The organism is Microbacterium aoyamense (assembly GCF_023155855.1).
In the GTDB taxonomy this organism is placed as follows: domain Bacteria; phylum Actinomycetota; class Actinomycetes; order Actinomycetales; family Microbacteriaceae; genus Microbacterium; species Microbacterium aoyamense.
Genome location: NZ_JAKNUT010000001.1, coordinates 541,929 through 564,730, shown reverse-complemented (window position 1 = coordinate 564,730; position 22,802 = coordinate 541,929). Strand labels below are relative to the sequence as shown.

24 protein-coding genes and 3 tRNA genes are annotated in these 22,802 nt (G+C 68.3%); 18 read left to right on the top strand and 9 right to left on the bottom strand.

All coding sequences use genetic code 11. The features are described 5' to 3' along the window. The first annotated feature begins 11 nt into the window (after nucleotides 1-11). Nucleotides 12-1,037, top strand: a complete 1,026-nt coding sequence (locus MA876_RS03150; RefSeq protein WP_248146006.1) for an NAD(P)-dependent alcohol dehydrogenase — start codon at nucleotides 12-14, stop codon at nucleotides 1,035-1,037. 1,196 nt (nucleotides 1,038-2,233) lie between these two features. Here the strand turns inward: MA876_RS03150 and MA876_RS03145 are convergent. The 3 genes from MA876_RS03145 to MA876_RS03135 all read right to left on the bottom strand — a co-directional run bounded on the left by MA876_RS03145 (nucleotide 2,234) and on the right by MA876_RS03135 (nucleotide 2,546). After that, nucleotides 2,234-2,306: transfer RNA gene (locus MA876_RS03145), tRNA-Phe, on the bottom strand. Nucleotides 2,307-2,371: 65 nt separating this feature from the next. Next, nucleotides 2,372-2,445 (bottom strand) — tRNA-Asp (locus MA876_RS03140). A 28-nt stretch (nucleotides 2,446-2,473) separates the two neighbouring features. Then, nucleotides 2,474-2,546: transfer RNA gene (locus MA876_RS03135), tRNA-Glu, on the bottom strand. Nucleotides 2,547-2,716: 170 nt separating this feature from the next. Here MA876_RS03135 and MA876_RS03130 point away from each other — a divergent pair. Beyond that, nucleotides 2,717-4,069, top strand: a complete 1,353-nt coding sequence (locus MA876_RS03130) for a peptidoglycan DD-metalloendopeptidase family protein (protein ID WP_248146004.1) — start codon at nucleotides 2,717-2,719, stop codon at nucleotides 4,067-4,069. Nucleotides 4,070-4,134: 65 nt separating this feature from the next. On the opposite strand, the gene MA876_RS03125 is transcribed toward MA876_RS03130, so the two are convergent. Beyond that, the gene (locus MA876_RS03125) at nucleotides 4,135-4,668 is read right to left on the bottom strand and encodes an inorganic diphosphatase (RefSeq protein ID WP_248146002.1); all 534 of its coding nucleotides are present in this window, start codon (nucleotides 4,666-4,668) and stop codon (nucleotides 4,135-4,137) included. Nucleotides 4,669-4,724: 56 nt separating this feature from the next. On the opposite strand from MA876_RS03125, the gene tilS reads away from it, so the two are divergent. The 12 genes from tilS (at nucleotide 4,725) to lysS (ending at nucleotide 15,830) form a co-directional block, all read left to right on the top strand. After that, nucleotides 4,725-5,720, top strand: coding sequence for a tRNA lysidine(34) synthetase TilS (gene tilS / locus MA876_RS03120; protein WP_248146000.1), 996 nt, complete (start codon nucleotides 4,725-4,727; stop codon nucleotides 5,718-5,720). A gap of 46 nt (nucleotides 5,721-5,766) precedes the next feature. Further along, complete coding sequence (gene hpt, locus MA876_RS03115) at nucleotides 5,767-6,318, top strand: hypoxanthine phosphoribosyltransferase (RefSeq protein ID WP_248145998.1); 552 nt, start codon at nucleotides 5,767-5,769, stop codon at nucleotides 6,316-6,318. A 132-nt stretch (nucleotides 6,319-6,450) separates the two neighbouring features. Then, nucleotides 6,451-8,457: an ATP-dependent zinc metalloprotease FtsH gene (gene ftsH, locus MA876_RS03110; RefSeq protein WP_248145996.1), complete on the top strand. Its 2,007-nt coding sequence runs from the start codon at nucleotides 6,451-6,453 to the stop codon at nucleotides 8,455-8,457. 9 nt (nucleotides 8,458-8,466) lie between these two features. Then, a complete protein-coding gene (gene folE, locus MA876_RS03105; protein WP_248145994.1) occupies nucleotides 8,467-9,057 on the top strand; it encodes a GTP cyclohydrolase I in 591 nt (196 codons plus the stop codon). Then, the gene (gene folP / locus MA876_RS03100; protein WP_248145992.1) at nucleotides 9,054-9,890 is read left to right on the top strand and encodes a dihydropteroate synthase; all 837 of its coding nucleotides are present in this window, start codon (nucleotides 9,054-9,056) and stop codon (nucleotides 9,888-9,890) included. Before folE ends, folP begins: the two co-directional genes overlap by 4 nt. Next, the gene (folB, locus tag MA876_RS03095; protein ID WP_248145990.1) at nucleotides 9,878-10,276 is read left to right on the top strand and encodes a dihydroneopterin aldolase; all 399 of its coding nucleotides are present in this window, start codon (nucleotides 9,878-9,880) and stop codon (nucleotides 10,274-10,276) included. Before folP ends, folB begins: the two co-directional genes overlap by 13 nt. Beyond that, on the top strand, nucleotides 10,258-10,812 hold the full coding sequence (gene folK / locus MA876_RS03090) for a 2-amino-4-hydroxy-6-hydroxymethyldihydropteridine diphosphokinase (protein WP_275561690.1): 555 nt from the start codon (nucleotides 10,258-10,260) through the stop codon (nucleotides 10,810-10,812). Before folB ends, folK begins: the two co-directional genes overlap by 19 nt. Then, nucleotides 10,809-11,300 carry a DUF3180 domain-containing protein gene (locus MA876_RS03085; protein ID WP_248145988.1) on the top strand — a complete coding sequence of 164 codons (492 nt, stop codon included), beginning with the start codon at nucleotides 10,809-10,811 and terminating at the stop codon, nucleotides 11,298-11,300. The genes folK and MA876_RS03085 overlap by 4 nt, the downstream gene beginning before the upstream one ends. Continuing rightward, nucleotides 11,248-11,844 (top strand): PH domain-containing protein, encoded by a 597-nt coding sequence (locus tag MA876_RS03080; RefSeq protein ID WP_248145986.1) that lies wholly within the window; start codon nucleotides 11,248-11,250, stop codon nucleotides 11,842-11,844. Before MA876_RS03085 ends, MA876_RS03080 begins: the two co-directional genes overlap by 53 nt. Further along, nucleotides 11,841-13,526 (top strand): PH domain-containing protein, encoded by a 1,686-nt coding sequence (locus MA876_RS03075; protein ID WP_308221631.1) that lies wholly within the window; start codon nucleotides 11,841-11,843, stop codon nucleotides 13,524-13,526. Before MA876_RS03080 ends, MA876_RS03075 begins: the two co-directional genes overlap by 4 nt. Then, the gene (locus MA876_RS03070) at nucleotides 13,483-14,226 is read left to right on the top strand and encodes a DUF2520 domain-containing protein (protein ID WP_275561688.1); all 744 of its coding nucleotides are present in this window, start codon (nucleotides 13,483-13,485) and stop codon (nucleotides 14,224-14,226) included. The genes MA876_RS03075 and MA876_RS03070 overlap by 44 nt, the downstream gene beginning before the upstream one ends. Nucleotides 14,227-14,315: 89 nt before the next feature. After that, nucleotides 14,316-15,830 (top strand): lysine--tRNA ligase, encoded by a 1,515-nt coding sequence (gene lysS, locus MA876_RS03065; RefSeq protein WP_248145982.1) that lies wholly within the window; start codon nucleotides 14,316-14,318, stop codon nucleotides 15,828-15,830. Nucleotides 15,831-15,835: 5 nt separating this feature from the next. Here the strand turns inward: lysS and MA876_RS03060 are convergent, their stop codons facing one another. Beyond that, nucleotides 15,836-16,963 (bottom strand): DUF4192 family protein, encoded by a 1,128-nt coding sequence (locus MA876_RS03060; protein ID WP_248145979.1) that lies wholly within the window; start codon nucleotides 16,961-16,963, stop codon nucleotides 15,836-15,838. Between the two features lie 171 nt (nucleotides 16,964-17,134). On the opposite strand from MA876_RS03060, the gene MA876_RS03055 reads away from it, so the two are divergent. The 4 genes from MA876_RS03055 to MA876_RS03040 all read left to right on the top strand — a co-directional run bounded on the left by MA876_RS03055 (nucleotide 17,135) and on the right by MA876_RS03040 (nucleotide 20,493). Beyond that, nucleotides 17,135-17,356, top strand: a complete 222-nt coding sequence (locus MA876_RS03055; RefSeq protein ID WP_248145977.1) for a hypothetical protein — start codon at nucleotides 17,135-17,137, stop codon at nucleotides 17,354-17,356. Nucleotides 17,357-17,414: 58 nt separating this feature from the next. Then, a complete protein-coding gene (gene cls, locus MA876_RS03050; protein ID WP_248145975.1) occupies nucleotides 17,415-18,881 on the top strand; it encodes a cardiolipin synthase in 1,467 nt (488 codons plus the stop codon). A gap of 113 nt (nucleotides 18,882-18,994) precedes the next feature. Then, on the top strand, nucleotides 18,995-19,708 hold the full coding sequence (locus MA876_RS03045) for a hypothetical protein (protein WP_248145971.1): 714 nt from the start codon (nucleotides 18,995-18,997) through the stop codon (nucleotides 19,706-19,708). 26 nt (nucleotides 19,709-19,734) lie between these two features. Continuing rightward, nucleotides 19,735-20,493: a hypothetical protein gene (locus MA876_RS03040; protein ID WP_248145969.1), complete on the top strand. Its 759-nt coding sequence runs from the start codon at nucleotides 19,735-19,737 to the stop codon at nucleotides 20,491-20,493. Here the strand turns inward: MA876_RS03040 and MA876_RS03035 are convergent, their stop codons facing one another. The 4 genes from MA876_RS03035 to MA876_RS03020 are packed head-to-tail and all read right to left on the bottom strand — an operon-like array spanning nucleotide 20,494 to nucleotide 22,674. Next, nucleotides 20,494-20,727 carry a helix-turn-helix domain-containing protein gene (locus MA876_RS03035; RefSeq protein WP_248145967.1) on the bottom strand — a complete coding sequence of 78 codons (234 nt, stop codon included), beginning with the start codon at nucleotides 20,725-20,727 and terminating at the stop codon, nucleotides 20,494-20,496. It lies immediately after the preceding gene. Further along, on the bottom strand, nucleotides 20,724-21,314 hold the full coding sequence (locus MA876_RS03030) for a hypothetical protein (protein ID WP_248145965.1): 591 nt from the start codon (nucleotides 21,312-21,314) through the stop codon (nucleotides 20,724-20,726). Before MA876_RS03030 ends, MA876_RS03035 begins: the two co-directional genes overlap by 4 nt. Next, entirely contained in the window at nucleotides 21,314-21,940 is a 627-nt protein-coding gene (locus MA876_RS03025; protein ID WP_248145962.1) for a hypothetical protein, read from the bottom strand. The genes MA876_RS03030 and MA876_RS03025 overlap by 1 nt, the downstream gene beginning before the upstream one ends. Then, nucleotides 21,940-22,674 (bottom strand): hypothetical protein, encoded by a 735-nt coding sequence (locus MA876_RS03020; protein ID WP_248145960.1) that lies wholly within the window; start codon nucleotides 22,672-22,674, stop codon nucleotides 21,940-21,942. The genes MA876_RS03025 and MA876_RS03020 overlap by 1 nt, the downstream gene beginning before the upstream one ends. Nucleotides 22,675-22,802: the final 128 nt, after the last annotated feature.

The following is a 22,802-nucleotide window of genomic DNA, read 5'->3' as shown; positions in this document are numbered from 1 at the left end:
GAGCCTTCACGATGAACGACCGGATGACAGCGAGCGTGCTACACGCGATCCACGATGTCCGTCTCGAGCAGATCGAGATCCCCACCCTCGACCCCGACCAGGTTCTGGTCGAGATTGCCGCGGTGGGCGTGTGCGGCTCCGATGTGCATTACTTCGAGCACGGGCGGATCGGCGACTTCATCGTCGACGCCCCGATGGTGCTCGGACACGAGGCCAGCGGCCGGATCGCACGCGTCGGCAGCGCCGTCGACCCCTCCCGGATCGGAGAGCGGGTGTCGATCGAGCCCCAGCGCAGCTGTCGACGCTGCGAGCAGTGCAAGCACGGGCGCTACAACCTGTGCCCCTCCATCGAGTTCTACGCGACGCCCCCGATCGATGGGTCATTTGCTGGCTACGCAGCGATCCAGGAAGATTTCGCCCACACCATCCCCGACAACGTCTCTTTCGAGTCCGCCGCCCTGTGCGAACCGCTCTCGGTCGGAATCTGGACGAACCAAAAGGCAGAGGTCGGACCGGGATCGAGCATCCTCATCGCAGGGGCGGGGCCGATCGGAATCGTGATCGCCCAAACCGCGCGTGCTTTCGGTGCGTCGCGGATCGTCGTGAGCGACCCGGCGCCCGAGCGCCGCGAGCTCGCGGCGCGGTTCGGAGCGACCGACGTGGTCGACCCGCTGTCCGGTGCTCTCGGCATCGAACCCGTCGACGTGTTCGTGGACGCATCGGGCAATCCCCGCGCTATCCGTGACGGGATTCTGCTCGTGAAACGCGCTGGCCGAGCGGTGCTCGTGGGAATGGGGGCGCCGGACGTCGAACTGCCCGTCGGGCGTATCCAGAACTACGAGATCCTCGTCACCGGCGTCTTCAGATACGCCAACACGTGGCCCCTGGCGATCGACATGATCGCCAGAGGCGTCGTCGATCTCGACTCGATGGTGACGGGGCGATTCGACCTTGAGCACGTCGAGGAAGCGCTGGCTTCCACCGCTGACCCTCGGACCGTCAAAAGCCTCGTCGTTCCTGGATCACTGCTCGACTGAGCGGGGAGCATTCCGCGTCGTCGCCCGCGACCACTTTGGAAGTCTCCAGCCGGGGGAGTGCGGTGCTGATACTTGGATTGAGAGAACCTGGGGCGCGAGCGCGTCCGGTCGGGATCGTCGCGCAGCCGACCTGACGACTTCTCCTCGATGACTGTCCGAGCGCGCAACGGCCGCCGCACGTCGTCTTGGCGTGAACGCCGCCAGGGACACCTATGCGAGACCTGAACCGGGCTGTGAAATGCGGAGCAGCCTTCAATTCCCGACACCTCTGACAGGAGCGCAGAGTAATACCCGTTGTGCCGCGCGCTGAGGGTTTTCGATCCCCGGTGCGTTGGTCCCTTCATCCCCCTAGTCGGCCCGGGCGTCCGCTTCAAGGCTGGCACCGAAGTGCGCGGGAAGATTTCGGGAAGAACTGTCGACAACACGCAACACCCCACCACACTCACGACGCCTCGAGACCTGCGTGAACACAGGCGAATGGCGCTGATCACATCAGCGAAATGTAGATCCGCGCGAGTTCAGTCCCTCTGTCTCCTCACAAATGCCCGGCACACGGGGCGTTCGGTTGCTGGCCCTTGATCCGCGATTGTGTGGAGTGTGGAGAGGACTGAGTGGGAACTGCCGGTTCGCCTGGGTTCGCCCAAGTACGCGTACGCGCGTTCTGGCTGCAATCGACCTAGGTCAGTGCCTGGTGCGGAAGTGAATCCAGCAGAGTCAGCCCACCTTTCGGGGTGGAGCGAAATGGACAGTTGGTGCGATCTGTCCCGGAGCGGTCATTCGCGAGAGGTAGTTGCGGGAGGTACTTCTCGCGTGAGCGTGTCCAATGCGAGAACCGACTGCCGTTGCGCTCCTCGACGCGTCAGGACCCTCTCCAACTGCGTTCTGAGTGAGCGACAGGAATCGTGCAGTCCGCGCGATCGGCCGCTCCATGCGCGGTCGCAGATGGTCGCAGTTGGCGCTCATTCGCCTTTGTAGGCCGACCCTGTGGGCAAGATCGCCCAGCGGAGTCGGGACGCCGGCCTAGTTTGTGCCGGGAAGCGACAGGCACATTCGCGGCACAAATGCCGCTGTTGATGCTCCAATCGGCGTCAGAGAAGCCGAGCGAACAGACATCCGCGCTTCTCTGCCAGGTGGGGTATAGCCTCCGACCGGGCATAAAGAAACCCCCGTGCGTAGAAGCCACACGAGGGTCCCAGTGGCTCCGACGGGCGTCGATCCCGTGACCTCACGATTTTCAGTCGTGCGCTCTACCAACTGAGCTACAGAGCCGTGCGGCTGCCGAAACTGCCGCGTCCTAGACGAAAGCCCCTCCGAGAAGGGGCTGTCGCTCGGAGCGACCCTGACGGGACTTGAACCCGCGACCTCCGCCGTGACAGGGCGGCACGCTAACCAACTGCGCTACAGGGCCATGCGTATTGAGTTGTATGTCGAGAAAGTGACCCCAACGGGATTCGAACCCGTGCTACCGCCGTGAAAGGGCGGCGTCCTAGGCCACTAAACGATGGGGCCGAGTGAACCCGAGGGCTCACGCTTACCGACGCTCAAGCATACGAGATAGCCGGCCAATCCGCCAATCGAGGGCGTGGCCACCTCGACGCGACCCCGGATGGGGGTCACACTGACAGTGCGCGGCGACGCGCTATCCGTTGCGCATGTGAACGATGTTGCTAATGTGAATGATGTCGATTCACGACCAGGAGGTTTCGGTGGACCCCCAGCAAGCTCCAGACGAGTGCGACTGCGCGCCCACGGCGCGCGAACGTCGTCTGCTGTGGCCGTCGATGAATCGGCGCTCGGCGATCGGCCTCGGCGTGCTCGGACTCGCCGTCGTCGGCGGACTCGCAAGCCCCGCGATCGCGCCGGCGTTCGCCGCGACCTATCCCTCCTGGGACGACGTGAAGAAGGCCAAGGCGAACGAAACGGCCAAGGCCGCGCAGGTCACCAAGATCGAGGGCCTGATCAAGGCCCTCACCGACGACGTCGCCGCGAAGAACCTGGTCGCCGAGCAGACGGCGGATGCCTATTACGTTGCGCAGCAGGCCTACCTCGAGGCGGCGTACCGCGCCGACCAGCTGCAGGCGGCCGCCGATGCACAGGCCGCGACGGCGAAGGACGCCGCCGACAAGGCCGGGCGCCTGGCAGCGCAGGTGTACCGCAACGGCGGTGACGACACGTCGCTCGAGCTGTTCTTCTCCGACTCCGCGGTCGACGCCGACAACCTCCTCGCGCGCCTGGGCACGATGGACAAGCTCATCGAGCGCAACAACGACGTCTACACCGACGCCATCACGGCGCGGGATGCCGCGCAGAGCCTGACCGATCAGGCCGAGGTGCAACGGGTCGAGCGCGATCGCCTCCAGAAGATCGCCGAAGAGGCGATGATCGCGGCGCAGAAGGCCGCTGAAGAAGCGCAGGCCGCGCTCGACGCGCAGCAGACCTACCTCGGTCAGCTCCAAGCGCAGCTCGCGGCGCTCAAGGACACGACGGCCAAGACCGTCGCTTCGTACGAAGAGGGCGAGCGCATCCGCAAGGCGCGCGAGGCGGCCGAGGCGGCCGAGCGCGAGCGCAAGGCGCGCGAGCAGGCGGCGGCCGGGGGCGGCGGCGCGGTGGGCGGGGCCGGCTGGGCGCGCCCGTCGGGCGGACGCATCACCTCGGGCTACGGACCCCGCACCTCCCAGTGCGGAAACGGCAAGGGTTGTTCGAGTTCCTGGCACCTGGGCACGGACCTCGCCGCCTACTGCGGCTCGGGCATCTTCGCGGCCGCGTCTGGCACCGTCAGGATGGCGTGGCCGTACAGCGGCTACGGCAACTACATCCGCATCGATCACGGCGGCGGCGTCGGTACGGGGTACGGGCACCTGAGCGCCATCTACGTGCGCAGCGGTCAGTGGGTGAACGCCGGGCAGTTGATCGGTGCCGAGGGGAACACCGGCAACTCCTACGGATGCCACCTGCATTTCGAGGTCTACCCACCCGGTGGCGGGACGACGAATCCGCAGCCGTGGATGGCCGCGCGCGGCGTCTATCTCTGACACTCGACGGGCGAACGGCGACGGCCGAGGCATCCATCGGATACCCCGGCCGTCTGACGTGAACGTCAGAGGGTGTTCGGCGCGACGCCCTCACCCTGGGTCTTGGTCTGACCCTCGTGCTCCTTGAAGCGGTCGAACGCTTCGCCGACGAGGCGCTCGGCCTCGGCCGCGTTCGCCCACTCGTCGACCTTGACCCACTTGTTGGGCTCGAGATCCTTGTAGTGCTCGAAGAAGTGCTCGATCTCTTTGCGCGTGTACTCGGGGATGTCGGTGACGTCCTGGATGTGCGTCCAGCGCGGGTCCTTGCCGAGGACGGCGACGACCTTGTCGTCTCCGCCGGCCTCGTCGCTCATCTTCAGCACGCCGACGGGGCGCACCGATGCGAGGACGCCGGGGTGCAGGTCGTAGTCGAGGAGCAGCAGGACGTCGAGCGGGTCGCCGTCCTCGCCGAGGGTGTTCTCGAAGAAGCCGTAGTTCGTCGGGTAGCCGAACGCGGTGTAGAGGATGCGGTCGAGGAACACGCGGCCCGTGCCGTGGTCGACCTCGTACTTCACGCGGCTGCCGCGCGGGATCTCGATGACGGCGTCGTACGCGCCCATGCTGATGCTCCTTCGAAAGACGGTGGGATGCCGCCGACAAGCCTAGTCTGGGTGTCGTGAGCGAGCATCGACCCGGCCTCGATCCCGCCGTCGCGGAAGTGCGCCTCGCCGTACGCCGTGCGCTCACGGGAACAGACGCGGACGCGGTCGTCGTGGGTCTGTCGGGCGGTGCCGACTCCCTCGCGCTCGCCGCGGCTGTCGCGTTCGAAGCGCCGAAGGCAGGCATGCGCGCCCTCACCGTGACGGTCGACCACGGATTGCAGCCCGGCTCGGCCGAAACCGCGGCGGCGGCCGCGGCGACGGCCGAAGCTCTCGGTCTGTACGCGCGTGTCGTGCGCGTCCAGGTCGGCGCCGAAGGCGGGCCGGAGGCCGCGGCGCGGACGGCTCGCTACGCGGCGCTGCGCGAGGGGGCTCGGGATGCCGCGGCCGCCGCGATCCTCGTCGGACACACGCTCGACGACCAGGCCGAGACCGTGCTCCTCGGGCTCAGTCGCGGCTCGGGAGCTGCCAGCCTGCAGGGCATGGCCGCATCGACGGACCTCGACGGCATCCCCCTCCTGCGTCCGCTCCTGGGCGTGCGCCGTGCGACCACGCGGGCCGCGTGCGTCGCGCAAGGGCTCGTGCCGTGGGACGACCCGCACAACGCCGAGACCCGCTTCGCGCGCGTGCGCGTACGCGAAACGGTGCTGCCCGTGCTCGAGTCCGAGCTCGGTCCGGGGATCGCCGAGGCGCTCGCGCGCACCGCGGAGCAGCTGCGCGAGGACTCCGAGGCCTTCGACGAGATGATCGCCGAGACGATCGAGGACATCGTCGAGCACGTCGAGGCCGGCATCTCGGTCTCGGTCGGAGCGCTTGCGGCGAACCCCGCTGCACTGCGGAATCGCGTCATCCGTCATGTCGTCGCGAGCGAGTTCCACGTCTCGCTCGCTCGGGACCAGACCCTCGAAGTCGCGCGGCTCGTGACGGACTGGTCAGGTCAGGGCCCGATCGATCTGCCAGGCTGCCGAGCCGCGCGCGCCGGTGGAAAGCTCACCTTCACGGCGCGGAACTGACGCGTTCGGGATGCCGCGGCATCCGTCATCTCTCTAGACTCGGACCATGCGCGCGGCCGAAATCCAGAGCGAACTCACGAATGTCCTGGTCACCGAGGAGCAGATCCTCGCGAAGCTCGATGAGATCGCGGCGCAGGTCGCGGTCGACTACGAGGGGAAGGACCTCCTCCTGGTCGGCGTGCTGAAGGGCGCCGTCATGGTGATGGCGGACTTCTCCCGTGCGCTTCCGGTGAGCGCTCCGATGGACTGGATGGCGGTGTCGTCGTACGGCGCCGGTACGAAATCGAGCGGTGTCGTCCAGATCCGCAAGGATCTCGACACCGACCTGCACGACAAGCACGTGCTGATCGTCGAGGACATCATCGACTCGGGCCTCACCTTGAGCTGGCTGCTCGAGAACTTCGCATCGCGCGGAGCGGCATCCATCGAGGTCTTCGCACTCCTGCGCAAGCCCGAGGCGGCGAAGGTGGTCGTGGACTGCAAGTACGTCGGCTTCGACATCCCGAACGACTTCGTCGTCGGCTACGGCCTGGACTACGCCGAGAACTATCGGAATCTGCGCGACGTCGCGGTGCTCGCCCCCCACGTCTACAGCTGATCGGCGGCTGTACGCCGTGGGCGAATGCACAGACTCGCCATAGGGTGCCCGCGATACCCTGAACGCACCGTTTCGCGCGTCTGAGCGCGTGGACGGTTCGTTCGACGAAGGGACGCGGCGCTCGCCGTCACCATGGACTTCAAGAAGATCACGCGCAACCCGCTGGTGTACGTCGTGCTCATCGGCCTGCTGCTCATCGTGGGCTTCATGCTCATCTCGAGCCTCGGGGGCGCGAAGCAGATCTCGACCCAGGAGGGTCTGCAGTTGCTCAAGGGCGACACCGTCACCGAAGTGGTGAACACGAACGGCGACAACCGCGTCGACATGACGCTGTCGAAGGCGTACGAGGGCGCGACGGACGTCCAGTTCTACTACGTGACCGCGCGTGCGGCCGAGGTCGTCGACGCGATCAACGCGGCGAACCCGACCGACGGGTTCAACGACGTCGTGCCGAAGGCGTCGTGGTTCGACGGCTTCCTCTCGCTCCTCCTGCCGATCCTGCTGCTCGGTCTGCTGTTCTGGTTCCTGATGTCCAGCGCCCAGGGCGGCGGCAGCAAGGTCATGCAGTTCGGCAAGTCGCGCGCGAAGCTTGTGACGAAGGAGATGCCGCAGGTGACCTTCGCCGATGTCGCGGGCTCCGACGAGGCCATCGAGGAGATGCAGGAGATCAAGGACTTCCTGAAGGACCCGACGCGGTTCCAGGCGGTCGGCGCGCGCATCCCGAAGGGCGTGCTGCTTTACGGCCCTCCCGGTACCGGCAAGACGCTCCTCGCGCGCGCCGTCGCGGGTGAGGCGGGCGTGCCCTTCTACTCGATCTCGGGTTCGGACTTCGTCGAGATGTTCGTCGGTGTCGGTGCATCCCGCGTCCGCGACCTCTTCAACCAGGCGAAGGAGTCCGCTCCCGCCATCATCTTCATCGACGAGATCGACGCCGTCGGCCGCCACCGCGGCGCAGGCATGGGCGGCGGGCACGACGAGCGCGAGCAGACGCTCAATCAGATGCTCGTCGAGATGGACGGCTTCGACCCCAAGGCGAACGTCATCGTCATCGCCGCGACGAACCGTCCCGACATCCTCGACCCCGCACTCCTGCGCCCGGGTCGCTTCGACCGCCAGATCGGCGTCGACGCCCCCGACCTCAAGGGTCGCAAGCAGATCCTCGAGGTGCACGGCCGTGGCAAGCCTCTCGCCGACGGCGTCGACCTCGAGGTCGTCGCGCGCAAGACGCCCGGCTTCACGGGCGCCGATCTCGCGAACGTCCTGAACGAGGCCGCACTCCTGACGGCGCGCAGCAACGCGCAGCTCATCGACAACCGTGCCCTCGACGAGGCGATCGACCGCGTGATCGCCGGCCCGCAGCGGCGCACGCGCGTCATGAAGGACAAGGAGAAGCTCATCACGGCTTACCACGAGGGCGGACACGCGCTCGCGGCGGCGGCGATGAACTTCACCGACCCGGTCACGAAGGTCACGATCCTCCCGCGCGGCAAGGCCCTCGGTTACACGATGGTGCTCCCGCTCGACGACAAGTACTCGGTCACCCGCAACGAGCTGCAGGACCAGCTCACCTACGCGATGGGTGGCCGTGTCGCCGAAGAGATCGTGTTCCACGACCCCACGACGGGTGCCTCGAACGACATCGAGAAGGCTACCGGCATCGCGCGCAAGATGGTCACCGAGTACGGCATGACGACCGAGGTCGGTCCCATCAAGCTCGGCCAGTCCTCGGGCGAGGTCTTCATGGGCCGAGACATGGGTCACGGCCGCGAGTACTCCGAGCGGGTCGCCGAACGGGTGGATGTCGAGGTGCGCGCGCTCATCGAGCAGGCGCACAACGAGGCCTACCAGGTCATCAACGACAACCGCGACGTGCTCGACAAGCTCGCACTCGAGCTGCTCGAGAAGGAGACGCTGGATCACCTCGAGCTCGAGGAGATCTTCAAGGACGTCAAGCGGCTCCCGCCGCGTCCGCAGTGGCTCTCGAGCGACGGCCGCCCGGTTTCCGAGCTTCCGCCGGTCGAAGTGCCCCAGCGTCGTACCGAGGCCGGACTCGCGGCATCCGTCGAAGCGGAGCTCCCCGCCGCAGAGAAGGCGGCCAAGCGTCGTCCGAGCGGTCAGGCACGACCCGCGACCGCGTAGGCTCGGCGCGTGGCCGTCGATCGGGAGCGCGTCGCAGCGCTCGTGCGTGAGCTGCTCGAGGCGATCGGGGAGGACCCCGAGCGTCCGGGCCTCCGGCTGACCCCGCAGCGCGTTGCGGACGCCTATGACGAGTTCTTCGCGGGTGTGGGGATGGATGCCGCGGCCCCGCTCGCCCATACGATCTCGATCACGCGGGGCCCGGCCCCCGACACGCTCCCCTCCGGAGCGGTCATGCTCCGTGACATCCGCTTCCGTTCGGTGTGCGAGCATCACCTCCTCCCGTTCCGCGGTCACGCGCACATCGCATACCTGCCGGGCGAGCAGGTGGTCGGACTCGGTGCGCTCCCGAAGGTGGTCGACATCCTCGCGTCCCGCCCGCAGGTGCAGGAGCGACTCGGCGAGCAGATCGCCGACACGATCGCGGGCTCGCTCGACGCACGCGGCGTGCTCGTCGTGCTCGTCGCATCCCACGAGTGCGTCACGATGCGCGGCGAGCGGCAGACCGGTGCCTCGACCGTCACCATCGCGGCACGTGGCGAGTTCGTCGATCCGGTCGCGCGCGCCGAGCTGATGTCGCTTCTGGGCAGCCCGCGGACATGAGCCGCTCGTCGAGCAGGGGCACGACGCTCATCATGGGGATCGTCAACGTCACGCCCGATTCGTTCAGCGACGGCGGACGGTTCCTCGCGACCGACGCCGCGATCGCGCACGGTCTGCGGCTGGTCGCGGACGGCGCGGATTTCGTCGACGTCGGCGGAGAGTCGACCCGGCCCGGGGCATCGCGCGTATCGGCCGAAGTCGAGCGTGACCGGGTCGTGCCCGTCGTCGCCGCCCTCGCCGAGGCGGGGGCCGTGGTGAGCATCGACACCATGAACGCCGTGACGGCACTCGCGGCGATCGAGGCGGGCGCGCGCATCGTCAACGACGTCTCGGGCGGTCTCGCCGACCCCGACATGTTCGCCGGGGTCGCCTCGACCGGCGCCGAGATGGCTCTCGGACACTGGCGCGGCCCGTCGTTCGACATGTACGCCCGCGCCTCGTACCACGACGTGGTCGGCGAGGTGCTCGCCGAGCTCGACGGGCGGGTGGATGCCGCGGCCGCCGCCGGCATCGCACCCGATCGCATCATCGTGGATCCGGGCATCGGTTTCGGCAAGCAGCCCGAGCAGAACTGGGCGGTGCTGCGCGAACTCGGCCGCATCACGGGCACGGGCGCGCGCGTGCTGCTCGGCACGAGTCGCAAGGGGTTCCTCGCGCAGGCGCTGGGCGGCCAGGATGTGTCACAGGAGCGACGCGACCTCGCAACGGCCGTCACGAGTGCGCTCGCCGCGCGAGCCGGTGTGTGGGCCCTGCGCGTGCACGATGTCGGAGCGACGCGAGACGCCCTCGCGGTCGCGCAGCACTGGGAAGGGGCAGATCGATGGACTTCGTAGACGAGATCACTCTCAAGGGCGTGCGCGCCTTCGGGCGGCACGGCGTGTACGACGACGAGAAGCGCGACGGTCAGTACTTCTTCGTCGACGCGACGCTGTACCTCAGCACCCGGCGCGCCGCCGAGACCGACGACGTCGTCGACACCGTGCACTACGGCGAGGTCGCCGAGCAGATCGTCGCGATCGTCGAGGGTGCGTCGGTCGACCTGCTCGAAGCGCTCGCGGCGCGGATCGCCGATGCGCTGCTCGCGCGCGACCTCGTGCGCATGGTCGCCGTCACGGTGCACAAGCCCAAGGCGCCGATCACGGTGCCGTTCAAGGACGTGTCGGTGACGATCCGCCGCGCCAAGGTCGAGGACCCGCCCGCATGGGTGACCAGCCCGTGAGTCGTCGTCTCGCGCAGGGGCTCGAAGACCATCCCGAGAAGCCCGCGGCATCCACCCCGCCCGTCCGCGCCGTGGTGGCGCTCGGCGCGAACCTGGGCGACCGGGCCGCAACGCTCGCCGAGGCCGTCGAAGAGCTCCGCAGGCTCCCGCTGGTCGACGAGGTCACAGCCTCCCCGCCGGTCGAGTCGGTCGCGGTGAAGCCGGAGGGTCCGGATGCCTCGGCCCCCGCCTACCTCAACGCCGTCGCGATCGTCACGACGCGACTCGCCCCCTCGGTGCTGCTCGGCTATATGCACGCGATCGAGGCTCGGCACGGGCGCGAGCGTCGTGAGCGGTGGGGCGATCGGACGCTGGACCTCGACCTCATCACCTACGGCGACGTCACCAGCGACGACCCCAGACTCGTCCTGCCGCACCCGCGAGCCGCTTCGCGCGAGTTCGTCCTCCTCCCGTGGCTCGCGATCGACCCCGCTGCCGAGATCCCCGGTGCCGGACGCGTCGAGGACCTCCTGGCGCGGATTCAGGATGCTTCGTGAACCGCACGGGTCCCGGTGTTCTGATCGCGGCCGCCGTGCTGGGTGCCGTCGCGGGCTTCGTGCTCGACCAGGTGCTCACGAGTTCGGGTCGACCGACCTTCACTCCGGCGATCTCGCTGCCGATCCTGCTCGTGCTCCTGGGCGCCCTGGTGATCGCGCTGGCGATCCCGATCCGGCGCGCGACGCGAGGGAAGGGCGCCACGATCGTGAACCCGTTCCGTGCGCTGCGGACGGCGATGCTCGCGAAAGCGTCGAGCATCGTCGGCGCGGCGCTCGGCGGGTTCGGGATCGGGCTGCTCGTCTTCCTCCTGAGCCGGCCCGCCGAGCCGTCGGTAGGCTCGTTGGGAGCCGTCATCGCGACGGCCGTGTGCGGCGGCGCGCTCGTTGCGGCGGGCCTCGTGGCCGAACATCTGTGCACCATCCGGAAGGACGACGATGACCAGCAGCCCGGAGGCGACGACCCCGGACTCGAGTTCCACAGCCACTGACGGCGCCCGTGACGAGGTGCTGGACGCCGGAACGTTCGCGCGTGTGCGCGAGCCCCGGGGCGCGGCGCGGCTTCCGCTCGGCGACGGCACGTGGCACCAGCTCGCGAAGCAGTACGTCTGGGTGCAGCTCATCGCGAACGGCATCGTCCTGCTGATCGTGCTCGCCGCGACGCTCTTCGTGACCCTCTTCCTCGGATGGACGTGGGCGTGGTTCGTCGGGGGAGCGATCGTCGCGGTCATGCTGTGGGGGATCCTGATCACGCCGCGACAGGCCCGTTCCTTCGGCTATCAGTTGCGCACCGACGATCTCGTCTTCCGCCGCGGCATCCTGTGGCAGCGCGTCGTCGCCGTCCCGTACGGCCGCATGCAGCTCGTCGACATCACCCACGGACCCCTCGACCGCGGATTCGGCATCGCGCAGCTCAAGCTCGTGACGGCCGCGGCATCCACCGGGGTCACGATCCCCGGGCTCACGCAGGACGCCGCCGAACGACTGCGCGACACGCTCATCGAGGTCGCCGAGACGCGTCGGACCGGCCTGTGACCGCCGGCCCTCCCGTGCCTCCGGACCCCGAAGACGCGCCGTCGGCATCGATGCCCGGTGGTGCTCCGGCCTCGATCGATCCGGCTTCCACCGCGACGGCCGCGTCACCGCCGCGCGCTCTCGTGCGCTCGCCGCTCAGCGACGGCGAATGGCACCGGATGCACCCGCTGACGCCGCTGTTCCGCGGGGGATTCGCCCTCGTGGTGGTGGCCGGCATCATCATCGCGAACTTCCGCGACCGACTCATCTACCTCTTCCTGCCGGACGAACTCGACGGCGAGATGCCCGAGGATCCGGTCGACTTCGTCATCGACAACAACCTCATCCTCGTGGCGCTCCTCGCGGTGCTGGGTATCGTGCTGCTGCTCATCGCGCTGTTCTACGTGTCGTGGCGGTTCCACACCTTCCGGATCACGGGCGATGACGTCGAGGTGCGCAGCGGCGTGCTCTTCCGCACGCACCGCCGCGCACCGCTCGATCGCGTGCAGGGCGTCAACCTCACCCGCCCGATGGTCGCCCGGCTCGCCGGACTCGCGAAGCTCGAGGTGGTCGGCGCGGGCCTCGACGCCAATGTCAAGCTCGAGTACCTCTCGACCGCGAACGCGGAGGCGGTGCGGGCGGACATCCTGCGGCTCGCGTCGGGTGCGCGGCTCGGCGAGGCGGGGACGGATGCCGCGCCTCGCGCGGGATCCCGGGTCTCGGCGGCGGCATCCGTCGTCAGCGCCGGCATCACGGGCATCATCGACGGTGCCGAGGAGCCGGTCGCCGAGCCCGCGTCGGTCGTGCACATCCCGATCGGACGGCTGATCGCTTCGCGTCTGCTCAGCGGATCGACGATCGGGCTCGTCGTCGCGATCATCGCGATCATCGTGGGATCCGTGCTCGGCACGCCGTGGATCCTGTTCAGCATGGTGCCCACCGTCATCGGTTTCGGCGCCTACTGGATCCGCAGCATCACCAAGTCGCTGCGCTACTCGATCGCCCCCACCCCGAGCGGTGTGCGCATCACCTTCGGGCTCTTCACGACCGTGACCGAGATCGTGCCTCCGGGACGCGTGCACGCCGTGCAGATCTCGCAGTCGATCCTTTGGCGCGGATTCGGATGGTGGACGATCACCGTCAACCGTCTGTCGGGGCGAGGGCTGGCCGACACCTCGACCGACCAGTTCACGACGGTGCTGCCGGTCGGCACGCGCGCCGACGTCGAGCGTGTGCTGCGACTCGTGCTGCCCCACCTCCCCGAGAGCGAGTGGCCTCTCATCTTCGAGCACGGCGTCCTGGGGCCGACCGCGGACGACCCGTACACCAACTCGCCGCGACGCGCGCGGCTGCTCCGCCCGCTGTCGTGGCGGCGCAACGGCTTCGACCTCACCCCCGATGCGCTTCTCCTGCGCAAGGGCTTCATCTGGCGTCGGCTGGCGATCTTCCCGCTCGCGCGGCTGCAGAGCATCCAGATCGCTCAGGGGCCGGTCGACCGCGCGCTCGGGGTGGCGAACCTCCACGCGCACACGATCACGGGGCCCGTGTCGGGATCGCTCGGAATCGTGGATCGGGATGCTGCGCTTCGCGTCTTCGAAGCGGCCGAGGCGGGCGTCATGACCGCCACGGCGGGCGATCGCAGTCATCGCTGGGCGGGGGATGAAGCGCACGCATCGGATCAGGACGAGCACCGTGACGCGTGACGGTCGGCTCGGCGTCGGAGTGATCGGCGCGGGACGCGTCGGCCCGGTCGTCGCGCTCGCGCTCGCCGGCGCCGGCCACGCGATCGTCGGCATCACCCACGGGTCGGACGACGAGCGCGTCGAGGGGATGCTCCCGGGCGTTCCGCTGCTCGACCCGCTCGAGGTCGTCCGCCGGAGCGAACTCGTGGTCATCGCCGTGCCGCACGACCAGCTCGGCCCGCTCGTCTCGGGCCTCGCCGAGGTCGGCGCGTGGCAGGTGGGGCAGCTCGTGCTGCACACCGACCCCGGTGAGGGAACCGGCATCCTGTCTCCCGCCGCGCTCAAGGGGGCGATCCCACTCGCCGTCCATCCTGCGATCGCATTCACCGGCACATCGATCGATCTGCGCCGGCTCGCGAATGCGTTCGCGGCCGTCACGGCACCGGCCCCCGTCTTGCCGATCGCGCAGGCTCTCGCCGTCGAGATGGGATGCGAGCCCGTCGTCGTCGCGGAGGCGGACCGGGCGGCATACGCCGAGGCCATCGCGACCGCGACGACCTTCTCGCGCTCGATCGTCGCGCAAGCGAGAGAGCTGCTCGCGGGGGTCGGCGTCGACAACCCCGGCGCGTATCTGTCGGCTCTCGTGCACGCGACGATCGACGACGCGCTGGTCGATCCCGTGACCCCGATCGAGGGGGACCTCGACATCGGCACTGCCTGACCCCAGCGGTCGAGGAGAGCGGCTCTTGCGCCGCGGCCGTCCAGGCGCGCGCCGATAGACTTGGCGGCGACTTTGCGAGGAGCCCCGACATGACCGACCAGCCCGATTCGCCCGAGCCCACCGAAGAGGACGTCTTCGAGCAGAAGGCCGTGCGTCTCGCCAAGCGCGAGCGGCTCATCGCGGAGCGGAAGGATGCCGCGGGCGGCGCGTACCCCGTGTCTCTTCCGATCACGGACACGATCCCGGCGCTGCGCGAACGCTTCGGCGACCTCGAGGCCGGAGCGGAGACGGGCGTCACGGCTGCGGTCGCCGGCCGCGTCGTCTTCAGCCGCAACACCGGCAAGCTCTGCTTCGCAACGCTCCAGGCCGGTGACGGCAGCCGCATCCAGGCGATGGTCTCGCTCGCCGCCGTCGGCGAGGAGTCGCTGCAGTCGTGGAAGGAGCTCGTCGATCTCGGCGACCACGTCTTCGTCTCCGGCGAGGTCATCTCGAGCCGTCGCGGCGAGCTCTCGGTCATGGTGTCGGAGTGGACGATCGCTTCGAAGGCGCTGCTGCCCCTGCCGAACATGTACACCGACCTCAGCGAGGAGAGCCGGGTGCGCTCGCGGTTCCTCGACCTCATCGTGCGCGATCAGGCGCGCGACACGGTCCGGGCTCGTGCGAAGGTCAACACGAGCATCCGCAACACTCTCGACGGCCACGGATTCATCGAGGTCGAGACGCCCATTCTGCAGGTGCAGCCCGGCGGCGCCAGCGCTCGGCCGTTCGTCACGAAGTCCAACGCCTTCGACACCGAGCTCTACCTGCGCATCGCGACCGAGCTCTTCCTCAAGCGCGCCGTCGTGGGCGGCATCGAGCGGGTGTACGAGATCAACCGCGACTTCCGCAACGAGGGCGCTGACTCGACCCACAGCCCCGAGTTCGCGATGCTCGAGGCCTACCAGACGTACTCCGACTACAACGGCATCGCCGACCTGACGCAGGAGCTCATCCAGAACGCGGCGATCGCTGTCGCCGGTTCGACGACGGTCACGTGGGCGGACGGGACGCAGTTCGACCTGGGTGGCGAGTGGGACCGCGTGTCGATGTACGGCTCGCTCTCGGATGCCTCCGGTCAGACGATCACGCCCGAGACATCGGTCGCCGACCTCGCGGCACTCGGCGCGAAGGCCGGTGTAGACGCACCGCCGCACGCCACCCACGGCAAGTGGGTCGAGGAGCTCTGGGAGCACTTCGTCCTGGAATCCTTCACCAAGCCGACCTTCGTCATGGACTTCCCCGTCGACACGAGCCCCCTCGTGCGCGAGCACCGGTCCATCCCCGGCGTCGTCGAGAAGTGGGATCTGTACGTGCGCGGCTTCGAGCTCGCGACCGGGTACTCCGAGCTCGTCGACCCCGTCATCCAGCGCGAGCGATTCGTCGAGCAGGCGAAGCTTGCGGCGCGCGGTGACGTCGAGGCCATGACCATCGACGAGGAGTTCCTGCGCGCGATGGAGCACGGCATGCCACCCATGGGCGGTATGGGCATGGGGATCGATCGTCTGTTGATGGCGATCACGGGCCTCGGCATCCGCGAGACGATCCTCTTCCCGCTTGTCAAGTAGGACACTCACGCGGCAGCACGTCGGAAGGCCCAGTCCGGCAGATGTCCGGCTGACGTGAAGGCGAGCACGATCTCGGCGAGGCCGTACTCCGGAACCTCTTCGAGGGCGAGGCGCGCGTAGAAGGCCGCCTGTGACGACCGTCCCAGCGCCCACGACGACCACGCGGCGACAGCGAGGGCCCCGGCGCGGGAAGTGCCTGTCGTGAGCGCGGCGACGCGCGTCGTCGTCGACAGAACCGCATTCAGTCGAGCGGGATCGGGTCGCTCGCCCTCGCCCCACATGTGGCGTGCGAGGCGGGCGGGATAGTGCTCGCCCTCACGATGCCGCAGCTCGGCTTCGAGCAACTCGTCGCCGGCACCGAGCCCCAGGCACCACTGGGACAGCGCGACGTCTCGGAGCATCGGGCGCGCGAAGCACCAGGCGAGGAGCGCGGTGTCGAAGACCTCGGCCGACCTGGCTTCCGCGAGGAGAGCGTCTTCGAAGAAGGTCGGAAGGTCATCGAGCGCGGTAGCCGCAGCGAGCGCGCTCGGATCGACCCGTTCGAGCGAGGCGTACGACGCGGCACGGCCGAAAGACGAACCCGGGCCGTCACCGCACAGCACGCGCACCGCCGCATCCAACGCCTTCAGAGCGTCGGCGACTGCCGAGACCTCGGCGGGATCGGCGCCGGGCAGAGAGAACTGCGGGCCGTCGTCGATCTCGCCGCGCGGATCGACCAGATCCGAGAGCGGCCATCCCGAAGGAGGGCACGCGGGGTCGAGGTACGAGCCCCACGCATCGGATGCGACGCACAGCGCGTCGTGGACCTTGATACCGCAGGCATTCGCGCATCGCTCGATCGCCGTCATGAGATCACGATGCGGCAGAGCGTCGTCCAGGTGGGCGGCGAACGGCTCGTCTGTGTACACGACCCAGGCGACCGCCGTGGCATCCGGGATCCTGCACAGGATGCCGAGGCTCGTGGCCGCAAAGGACTCCACGTCGTGGTCGGGAAGATCGAAGCGCACCGCGCCGAGGCTCCGCGTGCCCGCGAAGGGGATCGCGACGACGCTCCGTGCCGGACGGAATCCGATGAGACGGGGGACGAGACGAAGGAAGTCGGCCGGGTCCGCCGCCGTGACGATGGTGTTCATGCCGAGAGCCTGCTCGTCGACCGATCCCTCGTGGAGGCGGTGATCGCGACACGCCGGAATCGAGGTCGCAGTAGGCCCGGTGGGGAGGAGGCGTCGCATCGGCTGTGGAGAACAGGTGCGCGGGAAGGGGTGGGGAGGAATGGATGCCGCGGCCGACGTATCCTTGAAGGCATGGACAGCTATTGGGCGGCAGTGCTGTGGTCGCTGCTTCCCACCGTCGTGATCAGCACGCTGTTCTTCTGGGTGCTGCGCAGCGTCATCCGCGCCGACCGCAACGAACGCCGGCAGTATGCCCGCATCGAAGCGGAGGAGCGCGCGAAGCTGGGGCTTCCTCCACAGGCGCCCGCCATCCCGGTGCAGGACGAGGCAGCCAGCACGGCAACCGGTCACTGATCCACGCGCCCACTACGCTGGGGCTCACGTCTTCAGCGCGGGGGAAAGGCAGCGGCGAGTGATCAGCATCACGTTCGACTGGACATGGTGGGTCATCCTCGTCTTCATCACCGATCTGGTGATCCGCATCGCGGCCGTGATCATCGTCCCGCGCAATCGTCGGCCCACGGCGGCGATGGCGTGGCTGCTCGCGATCTACTTCATCCCGTTCATCGGCGTCCTGCTGTTCCTGCTGATCGGCAATCCGCGCCTGCCGCGCAAGCGCCGGCGGATGCAGCAGCAGATCAACACCTACATCCATGACACCAGCGAGCATCTCGACTTCGGGACGCTGCGGCCTCACGCGCCCGAGTGGTTCACGTCACTCGTGACGCTCAACCGCAATCTCGGCGCGATGCCGCTGGCCGGTGACAATGCGGCCCACCTCATCTCGGACTATCAGCAGAGTCTCGATGCGATGGCCGACGAGATCCGCAAGGCCGAGCGGTACGTGCACGTCGAGTTCTACATCCTGCAGACGGATGCCTCGACCGACAACTTCTTCCGCGCGCTCGAAGAGGTCGCGGCGCGCGGCGTGACCGTCCGCGTGCTGCTGGACCACTGGGCCAACCGCGGCAAGCCGTTCTACAAGAAGACGCTCAAGCGCCTGGATGCCATGGGTGCGCAGTGGCACCTCATGCTCCCCGTGCAGCCGCTCAAGGGCAAGTACCAGCGACCCGATCTGCGCAACCACCGCAAGCTGCTCGTCGTCGACGGGTCGGCCGCGTTCATGGGTTCGCAGAACGTCACCGACTCGACCTACAACCTCAAGAAGAACATCAAGCGAGGACTGCACTGGGTCGACCTCATGGTGCGCGTCGAGGGGCCGATCGTGGCATCCATCAACGCCGTGTTCTTGTCCGACTGGTACAGCGAGACCGACGAGGTCCTCACCGACGAGATCGACCTCTTCGACGTCTCGTCCGGCCCGGGTGACCTCGACTGCCAGATCATCCCGTCGGGGCCGGGGTTCGAGTTCCAGAACAACCTCAAGCTGTTCGCGGGTCTGCTGTACGCGGCGCAGCGCAAGATCATCGTCGTGAGTCCGTACTTCGTGCCGGACGAGGCGCTGCTGCTCGCCATCACGACCGCCTGCCAGCGCGGGCTGCACGTCGAGCTCTTCGTCTCGGAAGAGGGTGATCAGGCGCTCGTCTACCACGCGCAGCGCAGCTACTACGAAGCACTGCTGCGCGCAGGTGTGAAGATCTGGATGTACCAGAAGCCGTTCATCCTGCATTCGAAGTCCATGACGATCGACGACGAGGTCGCGATCATCGGGTCGAGCAACATGGACATGCGCTCCTTCGGTCTCAACATGGAGATCTCGATGCTCGTGCGGGGGGAGGAGTTCATCCGCGAGATGCGCGGAGCCGAGCAGCACTATCGCGACCTGAGTCGCGAACTGACACTCGACGAGTGGGAGCAGCAACCGCTGCGCTCGACCGTGCTCGACAACCTCGCTCGGCTCACCTCGGCCCTGCAATAGTCGCGTTTTCGTGACGACTTCCGAGATTTCCTAAGACATCAGGCCCCCGTGCGACACCATATGGATGTGGATGCCGCGGGTCGCGGTGTTCAGGCATGCACTCAGGGGGTCCCATGAATCGTTCCGTCCCGGTCGCGCTCGGCGCGATCGCTCTCGTCGCACTCCTCTCGGGCTGTGCGACTCCGGCCGGCGGTTCCGGCGGTGCGACCCCGATCGAGTCGGACTCGGGCTCCGAGATCGAGGTCGACGCGGCGTGGCTCGACGGCGGGCGGATGATCGGCCTGGTCACTCAGGGCAGCAGCACCTGCATCCCCACGGCGAGCGATGTCACGCTCAGCGACGGGTCTCTCGAGGTCACCCTCGAGGAGCCTGCGGCCGACACGCCCTGCACGCGGGACATGGTTTCCCGGGTCACCCTCGTCGCGGTGCCCGAGGGCGTCGACCCGACGCAGGACCTCGACATCTGGGTCACCGGTGAGGGCTACTACGGCGAGACCGACCTCGACGGCGTGGAGGGGCTCGTCGCCGGGGGAGAGACGGATTACCTGCCGAGCGCGGGTTGGGCCGGCAGTGACGGCGAGTTCCTGCTGCTGACGTGGGGGTCGTCGACCTGCGTGCCCGTGCTCGAGAACGCCGAGGCCACGGGCGCCGCCGAAGTGACCCTCACGTTCCAGACTCCGCCCGCCGACCAGGTCTGCACGATGGACATGGCCCCACGCGGGCAGGTGGTCTTCGTCGACGGTCCCGAGGACGACGAGGGTGTCTTCGCGATCCTCACGGGTGGCGAGTTCGCAGGCGCCCGCGTCCCCATCGTCGGCTCCAACTGAGTCCGCTCCGACCGAAAGGCCACGCTATGGCATCCCGCGCCCTTCGCGCTCTCGCAACACTCGGCTTCACGGCGCTCGTCGCCGCCTCGTTGACCGGGTGCGCCACCGGCAGTCTCGTAGACGCGGGGTCGAACCCCGATGAGATCGACGACGGCGAGAACACCGAGCAGATCATGGTCGAAGCCGCCTGGATCGACGGCGGACGCATGATCGGGATCGTCACCGAAGGATCGTCGACGTGCGTGCCGACGGCGGGCGACGTCACGCTCGAGAAGGACGGGGTGCTGGCGGTCACGCTCGAGGAACCGTCGGACGACACGCCCTGCACGATGGACTACGTGCCGCGGGTGACTCCCGTGCAGCTGCCCGACGGCGTCGACCCGTCGAAGGATCTCGCGATCGCGGTCACCGGCGCGGGTTACGACGGGAGCGTCGATCTCGCGGGTGTCGAGGGCCTCACCGTCGACGGCCCCTCGGACATGACCCCGAGCGCCGGGTGGACGAACGTCAACGGCACGTTCGTCGTGCTGCTGTGGGGCTCGTCCACCTGCCCCGAGTACATCACGAGCACCGAGGTCACCGCCGACGCGGCAGTGACGGCATCTCTCTCCGGCATCCCCGCCGACAAGGCCTGCACCGCCGACATGGCGCCCAACGCCGTGCTCGCCTACGCGGACGGCCTGAGCGGTGTGCCGGATGTCGAGCTCACCCTCACGAGCACGATGGCCGACGACGTGGTGATCCCGATCCTGGGGGTGAACGACCCGACGGTGCCGCTCGGCTGATCAGTCGGCGCGGACGAGCAGGTCGCCGATCTCGCAGTCCAGCGCCCGGCAGATGGCCGAGAGCGTCGAGTAGCGGATGGCGCGTGCGCGGTCGTTCTTGAGGATCGACAGGTTCACGACCGAGACGCCGACGAGCTCCGACAGGCGCGTGAGTGTCATCCCGCGCGCGACGAGCAGTTCGTCGAGCCGGCAATGGACTCCGCTCGGCCCGTCTTCGTCGTCGGCGGGGGTCACACGAGCCCCTCTGTGTCGCGTCGCAGGCGCTCCCCGCGGCGGAAGGCCGCGACGAGCACGAGCAGCGCCACGCCGATGACGGCGATCGGAATGCCCGTGTCGTAGATGCGCCACGGGGTGGCGAACGGTCCGTCCAGCGCGTGGACGACCCCGCGGACTCCCATCCAGTGGAACCACTCCGTCACGATCGGCGTGACGATCAGGGCGAGCGCGATCAGCAGCAGAGCCTGCGTGTTCTCCTTGCTGAAGACCTGTCCTCGGAGCACCCGGATGCAGAACGCGATCCCGAGCGCGATGCCCGCCAGTGCCGCGAGCGCGGGGAACACGATGCTGAAGACGAGGCATCCCATGGCGACAGGATCGACTCCGGATGCCGTCACCTGCGCCGAGGCGACGACGGCGTCGACGCCGTTCTCGAGCGTGATGTCCTGTGGGCCGAAGGGGATGACGACAGTCGTCGCATCAGGCGCTGAGAACAGCATGAGCAGTCCGTTCACGGCGTCGTTCACGACGAGGAGCGCGAGGATGATGCCGACCGCGAGGGCTGACCAGACATTGCCGCGATCGCGGCGGGCCACGGCATCCATCAGACGAGTCCTTCCGTGTCGCGCTTCAGCTTCGTGCCGTACGCGAAGACGTAGGACAGCGCGAGGATCGCGACGCCCGCGAGGAGGACGGTCGGGTCGAACTGGAAGCCGATGACGAACACATCGTCGGCGATCGGATTGAGCTCGTCGGCGGCCATCATGCGACCGAGCCCGCCGAGTCCGCCGGAGAGCATGCTGCCGATCAGCAGAGCGCAGCCGGCGATCTGGGTCGCGACGATGAGCGATCGGTGGAACGGCCGCTTCCACATGAGCAGGAAGAGGAAGAAGACGATCGCGCCGACGGTCGCCGCGGCGGTGAGTGCGCCGAAGCCGATGCCGAGCCCGATCATCCAGCGGGCGCCGTCGCTGAGGCCGGTCGCGGTGACCCACGCTGACTCGTAGGTCGCCGATGCGATCGCCGCCCCGGCGTCGGTCGTGCCGGAGTGCGGCAGTTCAGCGTCGGTGAGCATCGACAGCGTCGCCTCGCCGCCGATCAGTGCGCCGAGTCCACGCAGCGATGGCAGCAGGAAGCCGAGGCCGACGACGGCGGCGGCCGCCATGAAGAGGATCAGGATGCCGCGCTCCATGCCGCGCGTCACGGGAGCAGGTGTGTGGGGAACGGTCATCAGACGAGTCCTTCCGTGTCGCGCTGCAGTCGGGATCCGTGGCGGAAGATCACGCCGAGCGCACCGAGGGCGAACGCGATGCCGATCGGCCACGGTGGGACGTCGATCCGATAGGTCGGCTGCGCCGTCACCGGGCCCTCACCCGAGGCGGGGAGTGACTCCATGGCGGCGAGCGACTGCCCGACGTCCGTCAGGATCGCTGCGCCCAGACCGGCGATGAGGATGACGAGTGCCGCGATGAACAGCCAGCGAGCGGCAGGCTTCGCGAACGGCGCACCCCTGACGGCATACGCGCAGATGATGACGACCACGACGGCGGGCATCGCGACGACCACGAGGCCGAGGAGCTCGCCGAGAGCGAGGGTGGCCCTCGTTCCGAAGCTGAGTGCCGCGATCGACGCATCGGCATTGTTCACCGATGCGCACACGACCGTCGGCTCGGTGAAGGGCCCCGTCTCGCCCGTGCAGGTCGGCGCCGGCCACTCCATCGCGATCGGAAGGCGGGCGATCCACGTGTCGCCGCCGCTGAACCACCGCCATGCTCCGATCACGAGCGTGAGCCCGGTCAGCGCGAGCCACATGCGGGCGATCGCCGCCGTCACGCGCAGAAGGACGTGCGGCTCGCCGCGGCGGCGTGCGTCCCAGACCACGAGTCCGATGACCCCCGCCACGATGAGGAGCCCCGCGACGACCAGGAGCAGAGCTCCCGGCAGGTCCGGCCATCCGATGCTCATCGTTCCTCCATATCGATAGTCGTTGTTATCGAAAAACGATATGTTCATGAGGGCTGCGAGTCAACCCCCTTCGCCTCGGTCGGAGAATCACGCGCAACTCGGCGCATTCAGCCGGAGTTCTCCGACCT